The sequence below is a fragment of the Escherichia sp. MOD1-EC5950 genome, from assembly GCF_002965345.1.
In the GTDB taxonomy this organism is placed as follows: domain Bacteria; phylum Pseudomonadota; class Gammaproteobacteria; order Enterobacterales; family Enterobacteriaceae; genus Escherichia; species Escherichia marmotae.
This window is the reverse complement of sequence record NZ_PTSR01000035.1, coordinates 22,124-29,983: the sequence shown is the minus strand read 5'-3', so window position 1 is coordinate 29,983 and position 7,860 is coordinate 22,124. Positions and strand designations below refer to the sequence as shown.

Sequence of the window (7,860 nt, the reverse complement as noted above, 5' to 3'; positions counted from 1 at the left end):
TTTAGCGTCTTGCGACGTTAAGAATCCGTATCTTCGAGTGCCCACACAGATTGTCTGATAAATTGTTAAAGAGCAGTTGCGACGCGGCTTTCAGCTCACTGTCGCGAGGTGGCGTATATTACGCTTTCCTCTTTCAGAGTCAACCCTGAATTTCAGGATTTTTCTCCGTGTCGTTCCGACCATCTTGTGAAGTGTTTCACGTTGTCGTCTCAACGGAGGCGCATTATAGGGTGTTCTCCGTAGGCCGCAATAGAAAAATTGCAAAAAAATGACTGACTGCTGCATTCCCCAGCAAAACCCCGCTTTATACCTTTTTACACACAGAGTTATCCACAATCATCAGCGTTATTTCTGTATTCCTGAACCGCTAATGGCAATCAAAATCGAGATCACCATCGAAACAAAAAAATTCGCGAGCGTTGCGCAAACGTTTTCGTTACAATGCGGGCGAAAAATAAAGATGCCCCGTTAGGGGCGTTAGCTGAGTTTTTTGCGAAAAATTCAGCTAACGCTCTCTGTAATAGTCAAATCCAGGGGATTTACCATGCAACAACGTCGTCCAGTCCGCCGCGCTCTGCTCAGTGTTTCTGACAAAGCCGGTATCGTCGAATTCGCCCAGGCACTTTCTGCACGCGGTGTGGAGCTGCTATCTACAGGGGGCACTGCCCGTCTGTTAGCAGAAAAAGGCCTGCCGGTGACCGAAGTTTCCGATTACACCGGTTTCCCGGAGATGATGGATGGACGCGTGAAGACCCTGCATCCAAAAGTGCACGGCGGTATTCTGGGCCGTCGCGGTCAGGACGATGCCATTATGGAAGAACATCAGATCCAACCTATCGATATGGTGGTCGTTAACCTGTACCCATTCGCCCAGACCGTGGCCCGTGAAGGCTGCTCACTGGAAGATGCGGTTGAGAACATCGATATCGGCGGCCCAACCATGGTGCGCTCCGCCGCCAAGAATCATAGAGATGTCGCTATCGTTGTTAAGAGCAGCGACTATGACGCTATTATTGAAGAGATGGATGCCAACGAAGGTTCTCTGACTCTCGATACCCGTTTCGACCTCGCCATCAAAGCCTTCGAACATACCGCCGCCTATGACAGCATGATCGCCAACTACTTCGGTAGCATGGTTCCGGCTTATCACGGCGAGAGTAAAGAAGCGGCTGGCCGCTTCCCGCGCACACTTAACCTGAACTTCATTAAGAAGCAGGATATGCGCTACGGTGAAAACAGCCACCAGCAAGCTGCCTTCTATATAGAAGAGAATGTGAAAGAAGCCTCCGTTGCCACCGCAATCCAGGTTCAGGGTAAAGCCCTTTCCTATAACAACATCGCTGATACCGATGCGGCGCTGGAATGCGTGAAAGAATTTGCGGAGCCAGCCTGTGTGATTGTGAAGCACGCTAACCCCTGCGGTGTCGCCATCAGCAGCACGATCCTTGATGCTTACGATCGCGCGTATAAAACCGACCCAACCTCCGCATTCGGCGGCATTATCGCTTTTAACCGTGAGCTGGATGCTGAAACCGCGCAGGCTATTATCTCCCGTCAGTTTGTTGAAGTGATCATTGCGCCGTCCGCCAGCGAAGAAGCCCTGAAAATCACCGCCGCCAAACAGAACGTGCGCGTCCTGACCTGTGGTCAGTGGGGCGAGCGTGTTCCGGGCCTCGATTTCAAACGCGTGAATGGCGGTTTGCTGGTTCAGGATCGCGATCTGGGCATGGTTGGCGCAGAAGAACTGCGCGTGGTGACTAAACGCCAGCCGACCGAGCAGGAACTACGTGATGCGCTGTTCTGCTGGAAGGTGGCGAAGTTCGTGAAATCCAATGCCATCGTCTATGCCAAAAACAATATGACCATCGGGATTGGCGCGGGCCAGATGAGCCGCGTGTACTCCGCGAAAATCGCCGGTATTAAAGCCGCCGATGAAGGTCTGGAAGTGAAAGGTTCCTCGATGGCTTCTGACGCGTTCTTCCCGTTCCGCGACGGTATTGATGCCGCCGCCGCTGCGGGCGTGACCTGCGTAATCCAGCCTGGCGGTTCTATCCGTGATGACGAAGTGATTGCTGCCGCCGACGAGCACGGTATTGCGATGCTCTTCACCGACATGCGCCACTTCCGCCATTAATGGAGCGACAGATGAAAGTATTAGTGATTGGTAACGGCGGGCGCGAACACGCGCTGGCCTGGAAAGCGGCGCAATCGCCGCTGGTTGAGACCGTATTTGTCGCACCAGGTAATGCGGGAACGGCGCTGGAACCTGCGCTGCAAAACGTCGCTATCGGCGTGGCCGATATCCCGGCGCTGCTGGATTTCGCGCAAAACGAAAAGATCGACCTAACCATCGTCGGCCCGGAAGCACCGCTGGTGAAAGGCGTGGTTGATACCTTCCGCGCCGCTGGGCTGAAAATCTTCGGCCCAACCGCAGGTGCCGCACAACTGGAAGGCTCGAAAGCATTTACTAAAGATTTCCTGGCCCGCCATAAGATCCCTACGGCGGAATACCAGAACTTCACCGAAGTAGAACCTGCATTAGCGTATCTGCGTGAGAAAGGCGCACCGATCGTTATCAAAGCGGACGGTCTGGCCGCCGGGAAAGGTGTTATCGTGGCGATGACACTGGAAGAAGCTGAAGCGGCTGTTCACGATATGCTGGCGGGCAACGCTTTTGGCGACGCGGGTCATCGCATTGTGATCGAAGAGTTCCTCGACGGCGAAGAAGCGAGCTTTATCGTGATGGTGGACGGCGAACATGTGCTGCCAATGGCCACCAGCCAGGATCACAAACGCGTAGGCGATAAAGATACCGGGCCGAACACCGGCGGGATGGGTGCTTACTCTCCTGCGCCAGTGGTGACCGATGAAGTTCATCAGCGCACGATGGAACGCATCATCTGGCCAACCGTAAAAGGCATGGCGGCGGAAGGCAACACCTACACCGGTTTTCTCTACGCGGGTTTGATGATCGACAAACAGGGTAATCCGAAGGTTATCGAGTTTAACTGCCGCTTTGGCGATCCGGAAACCCAGCCGATTATGCTGCGCATGAAGTCCGATCTGGTTGAACTCTGCCTGGCGGCCTGTGAAGGCAAGCTGGACGAGAAAACGTCCGAGTGGGATGAACGTGCTTCTCTCGGCGTGGTGATGGCTGCGGGTGGATATCCAGGGGATTACCGCACCGGCGATGTGATCCACGGCCTGCCGCTGGAAGAAGTGGAAGACGGCAAAGTGTTCCATGCGGGTACGAAACTGGCAGATGACGAGCAGGTGATCACCAGCGGCGGGCGCGTACTGTGCGTCACCGCGCTGGGTCATACCGTGGCAGAAGCGCAGAAACGCGCTTATGCCTTAATGACCGATATCCACTGGGATGATTGCTTCTGCCGGAAAGATATCGGCTGGCGCGCCATCGAACGCGAGCAGAACTAACGCGACAGTTTTGCCAATAGCGTTTTGCGCGTGATCCCTAACTGGCGGGCGGCTTCGGTTTTGTTGCCGCCCGTTTTCTCCAGCGCCGCCAGAATCACCTCCTTTTCCACTTCCACCAGCGGCTGAATATCCTGACTTTGCACCAGCGGAATCGACGTACTGGCAATCGCCAGCGGCAGCTCGCGTTCGGAAATATATTCCCCGGTCAGTAGCACCACCGCCCGTTCCACTGCGTTTTCCAGTTCACGAATATTCCCCGGCCAGTCGTAGTGAATTAGCAGATCCATCGCCTGCGGCGTAAAGCCTTTTACCGCCTTGCGATTACGTTCAGCAAAGCGCTGCAGAAAATGATCTGCCAACAGAGGAATATCTTCCCGCCGTTGACGTAGCGCCGGCACTTCAATCGCCACCACGTTCAGTCGATAGTAGAGATCCTGGCGAAAACGCCCGGCATTCACCTCTGCGGCAAGATCGCGATGGGTCGCGGCAATCAGCCGGACATCGACAGAAATAGTCTGGTTGCTGCCAACACGCTGGACTTCACGCTCCTGAATGGCACGCAGCAGACGAACCTGCATCATTGGAGAAATATCGCCAATTTCATCGAGAAACAACGTGCCGCCGTCCGCCTCAACAAAGCGCCCTTCCCGCCGTTTATCGGCACCGGTAAACGCCCCTTTTTCATGACCGAACAATTCGGACTCCAGTAAGGATTCGTTGAGTGCCGCACAGTTGAGCGTTACCAGCGGTTTTTCACTACGTGCGCTACTGGCGTGAATTGCTCTGGCAACCAACTCTTTGCCGGTGCCAGAATCGCCGTGGATCAACACCGTGGCTTCCGATGGTGCGACGAGGGCTATTTCACTGAGTAAGTGTTGCATCGCCGGGCTTTTCCCAACCATCCCAAACTGGCTGGCTAGCACGGTAGGCGTTTCAGAAGCGACAATCTGCGTATGAGCAAGCGCCTTTTCCAGCGTTGCCTGCAAGTTATCGAAATCCAGCGGCTTGATGAGATAATCCAGTGCCCCGGTTTTCAGCGCTTCTACCGCCGTCTCGACGCTGGAGTAAGCGGTCATAATCAGCACCGGAATTGCCGGATTTAACGCTTTAATCTCTTTCAGCGTGGCGATGCCGTCCATCTCCGCCATTCGCACATCGCAAAGCACAAGATCAAAAACCTGTTCCCGCACCTGCTCCAGCGCCTGTCGCCCGCTGTTCGCCAGCGCGACGTTATAGCCCCAGCCACGTAGCAATGCCTGCAAGATGGTGCAGTGGCTAATGTCATCATCCACCACCAGAATATCGATGTTATCGTGCTTCATCCTTGTGGGTCCTTACGATTAATATTCACCGGAAGCCAGAGGGTGAATGTTGCACCTTTCCCCTCCTGGCTGGCGACCTGAATTGTACCACCGTGTTGTTCAACAATATTATGCACAACCGCCAGCCCCAGCCCGGTGCCTTCGGCTTTGGTGGTGAAGTACGGGGTGAAGATAGCCTCCAGTTGATCTGCCGCAATTCCCTTACCGCTGTCGGTAACGTTAATTTTCACGCCATTGCCGCTTTCACTTGCCGTCACACTAATCACGCCATGCTCACCAATAGCCTGAATAGCATTGAGATAAAGATTTAACAGTACCTGAGTCAGTCTGTCCGGGTCGGCCTGAATTTCCGGCAACCCGTTGTTAGCGTTAAAGCACAACTGTATCTCACGACTCTGAGCGTCCTGGCTCACCAGTTGTAATGAATGGTTAATCAGGGTATTGAGCTCCACCGCCTGCAAAGCAAGGTGCGTTGGCTTGACCAGTTCCAGCAGTTCGCTCACCACGCGATTCAAACGGTCGGCTTCTTTCGCCATCACCTGCGCCAGTTGATGCGCTTCGCCCCCCGCGGGCGTGCGCTCGGCAAAATATTTCGCCAGTCCTTTAATCGATGAAAGTGGGTTACGGATTTCGTGGGCGACGCCTGCCGCCAGATGCCCCAGCGCCACCAGCTTCTCTTTGCGCTTCATTTCATCCTGCAATAACTGGCGCGAGCGAAGGTAACGGCGATACCAGAAGAATGACAACACGCTCGCCAGCAATACCGTCGCCAGAGCAAAGAGAATAATCAGGGTATTGCGCTTCTCCCCAATCTGGGTTGCAACCAGATCACTGGCATCAACAGCGATAAAAATAGCCTGTTGTGCATCTGCCTGTGGCTCAGGTTTGCCGTTACAGCGCGGCATATTATGCATCCCATGCCTCCAGGAGGCTGACATGGGCTGAAACAAACGATAGACCTCAAGCGCAGGCGTTTTTCCCGCGTCCTCAAGCAGTCGCCAGCGGGAGTTTTCCTCTGGCTTTAACTGCCGCATTTCATCAGGCGAATAGAGTGCACGCCCGACCATTTCTGGGTCACTGTGAAGAATGATAATGCCCTGCGCATCGGTGACCGCAAACCACAACACCCCTGGCTGGCCTGCCATCTCTTCCAGAAGTGCCTGTTGCTGCACATGGTGCATTCGCATCCCCATCCCTACGCGACTTCCTGACTCCAGAGCGCGAATGAGCACATTACCTTTTTCCAGTAATGCCTGGCGGTCAGCCTCGCTTGCCCGCCCATAATCGCGAATCACCGTCACCGCAAACAATCCCACCAGCCCAACAATGACTACGGGGAGGATCGCGCTTAACCATTTGGCTAATGTGTCTTTAGAACGTTGCATAAAACGCATCTTCTTCTTTGCCTGTTCATCCCTTTTTGACAGCACAAATCATGCCATCTTTTATTGCCCCCTACCCTGCGCTGTAACACAAACGCTTATCTTTCAATGAGTAAAAATGACTCGCTACCCACCACAATCGGGTCATTTTTACTCGCTAACCGCGCCAGATTGCCCGTTACATCGGTGTTTCATCGTTGGCACGAAAGATGCAATACGTAAAGTAAGACAACCACTGGAGGATTAACCATGAAACGGAACACGAAGATTGCCCTGGTGATGATGGCGTTTTCAGCAATGGCGATAGGCTCAACAACTGCATTTGCCCACGGCGGACACGGTATGTGGCAGCAAAATGCAGCGCCTTTGACCAGCGAACAACAAACTGCGTGGCAGAAAATCCATAATGACTTTTACGCCCAAAGCAGCGCGCTGCAACAACAACTGGTGACGAAGCGTTATGAATACAACGCCCTGTTAGCCGCTAATCCACCGGATAGCAGCAAAATTAACGCAGTCGCCAAAGAGATGGAGACTTTACGTCAGTCATTAGATGAATTGCGAGTTAAACGGGATATTGCGATGGCTGAAGCGGGTATTCCACGCGGTGTCGGAATGGGCATGGGTTACGGTGGCTGCGGAGGTGGTGGCGGCCATATGGGTATGGGCCACTGGTAAATCAGAACGTCTTCTCGTTGGGTTGCCAGCGACAAAAATCAGAGTTTGCCACTAACAGTAATTGTGAACCCTCGGGCGCTTCCAGCCATGCCACGCTCACATCAACAGAAGAGCGGCTCTGGCGGCGCTCGATATGCGCTATCGCCTGCGAATCTAAATCAGGCTTAATGGTTTGCCCTTCGCAGGTAGTCACAGTCTGTTCCATCGCATGCCAGCGTCCCTGACGCAGTACCACTCTCCCCTGACGTAAGGCGTCGCTAATCTGGCGGATCTGGTCTGCACGATAACGGTATAAATCGATTTGATCGTTAGAAAGCTGCTGCTTTTGCCCGTCGGATTCACGTTGCATAAAGCTCAGGTCACCGCGCTCGTCAAAGCGTGCGCGGATATTCACCGGCGGTTTGCTGTAAACGTTGATATTGATAAGCGTGAGGTTATCGCCCTGCCAGCGGTATTCACGGGTAGTGGTATCGCCATTGCGCCACGGACTGAACACGGCAAGCAGATGGATATTATCGCCGCTGTCTTTTCGCCAGATGCGCACTGCACCCTGGTCTTCGGCAAACCCACTGGCGGTAAAAGGGGGAAGTGAAGAGTTGTGGCTACAGGCAGAGAGAAACAGCACGCCTGCCAGCATCAATGTGCGACGCCAGAAAGACAAAAGGGGTGAAACCACCCCTTCGTTAAAACTGTTCACTGCCACGCAATCTTACTTAACTGCGTCTTTCAGTGCCTTGCCAGAAACAAATGCCGGTACGTTAGCTGCGGCGATTTTGATTTCTTTACCGGTCTGCGGGTTGCGGCCAGTACGCTCAGCGCGGTGGTTCACTTTGAAGGTTCCGAAACCAACCAGTTGTACAGCATCGCCTTCTTTCAGAGACTCAGTAATTGCAGCCAGAGTGGACTCCAGAGCAGCTTTAGCCTGGGTTTTGGACAGTTCTGCTTTCTCTGCAATTACATCAATCAGTTGAGTCTTGTTCATAAGTTATCCTTACAATGTGTTTATCGCTTGCTAAGCATCGAGTGCGACGGAAATGCCAGAA

The 7,860-nt window shown here is 53.6% G+C and carries 7 protein-coding genes; 3 read left to right on the top strand and 4 right to left on the bottom strand.

The annotated features are described in order from the left end of the window. Window positions 1-544 precede the first annotated feature (544 nt). Window positions 545-2,134 (top strand): bifunctional phosphoribosylaminoimidazolecarboxamide formyltransferase/IMP cyclohydrolase, encoded by a 1,590-nt coding sequence (gene purH / locus BEA93_RS21480; protein WP_085449481.1) that lies wholly within the window; start codon window positions 545-547, stop codon window positions 2,132-2,134. Between the two features lie 11 nt (window positions 2,135-2,145). Next, window positions 2,146-3,435, top strand: coding sequence for a phosphoribosylamine--glycine ligase (gene purD, locus BEA93_RS21475; protein ID WP_105225042.1), 1,290 nt, complete (start codon window positions 2,146-2,148; stop codon window positions 3,433-3,435). Here purD and zraR read toward each other — a convergent pair. Both zraR and zraS read right to left on the bottom strand, forming a co-directional pair. Continuing rightward, window positions 3,432-4,757: a sigma-54-dependent response regulator transcription factor ZraR gene (gene zraR / locus BEA93_RS21470; protein ID WP_000679878.1), complete on the bottom strand. Its 1,326-nt coding sequence runs from the start codon at window positions 4,755-4,757 to the stop codon at window positions 3,432-3,434. The two genes, purD and zraR, sit on opposite strands and share 4 nt — an antisense overlap. Further along, a complete protein-coding gene (gene zraS, locus BEA93_RS21465) occupies window positions 4,754-6,151 on the bottom strand; it encodes a two-component system sensor histidine kinase ZraS (RefSeq protein ID WP_105225041.1) in 1,398 nt (465 codons plus the stop codon). The genes zraR and zraS overlap by 4 nt, the downstream gene beginning before the upstream one ends. 237 nt (window positions 6,152-6,388) lie before the next feature. On the opposite strand from zraS, the gene zraP reads away from it, so the two are divergent. After that, entirely contained in the window at window positions 6,389-6,817 is a 429-nt protein-coding gene (gene zraP, locus BEA93_RS21455) for a zinc resistance sensor/chaperone ZraP (RefSeq protein ID WP_000828219.1), read from the top strand. Between the two features lies 1 nt (window position 6,818). Here the strand turns inward: zraP and BEA93_RS21450 are convergent, their stop codons facing one another. Together BEA93_RS21450 and hupA are read right to left on the bottom strand one after the other, a co-directional pair. Next, the gene (locus tag BEA93_RS21450) at window positions 6,819-7,514 is read right to left on the bottom strand and encodes a DUF1481 domain-containing protein (protein WP_010375907.1); all 696 of its coding nucleotides are present in this window, start codon (window positions 7,512-7,514) and stop codon (window positions 6,819-6,821) included. Window positions 7,515-7,526: 12 nt separating this feature from the next. Further along, a complete protein-coding gene (gene hupA / locus BEA93_RS21445; RefSeq protein ID WP_001044513.1) occupies window positions 7,527-7,799 on the bottom strand; it encodes a nucleoid-associated protein HU-alpha in 273 nt (90 codons plus the stop codon). Window positions 7,800-7,860 lie beyond the last annotated feature (61 nt).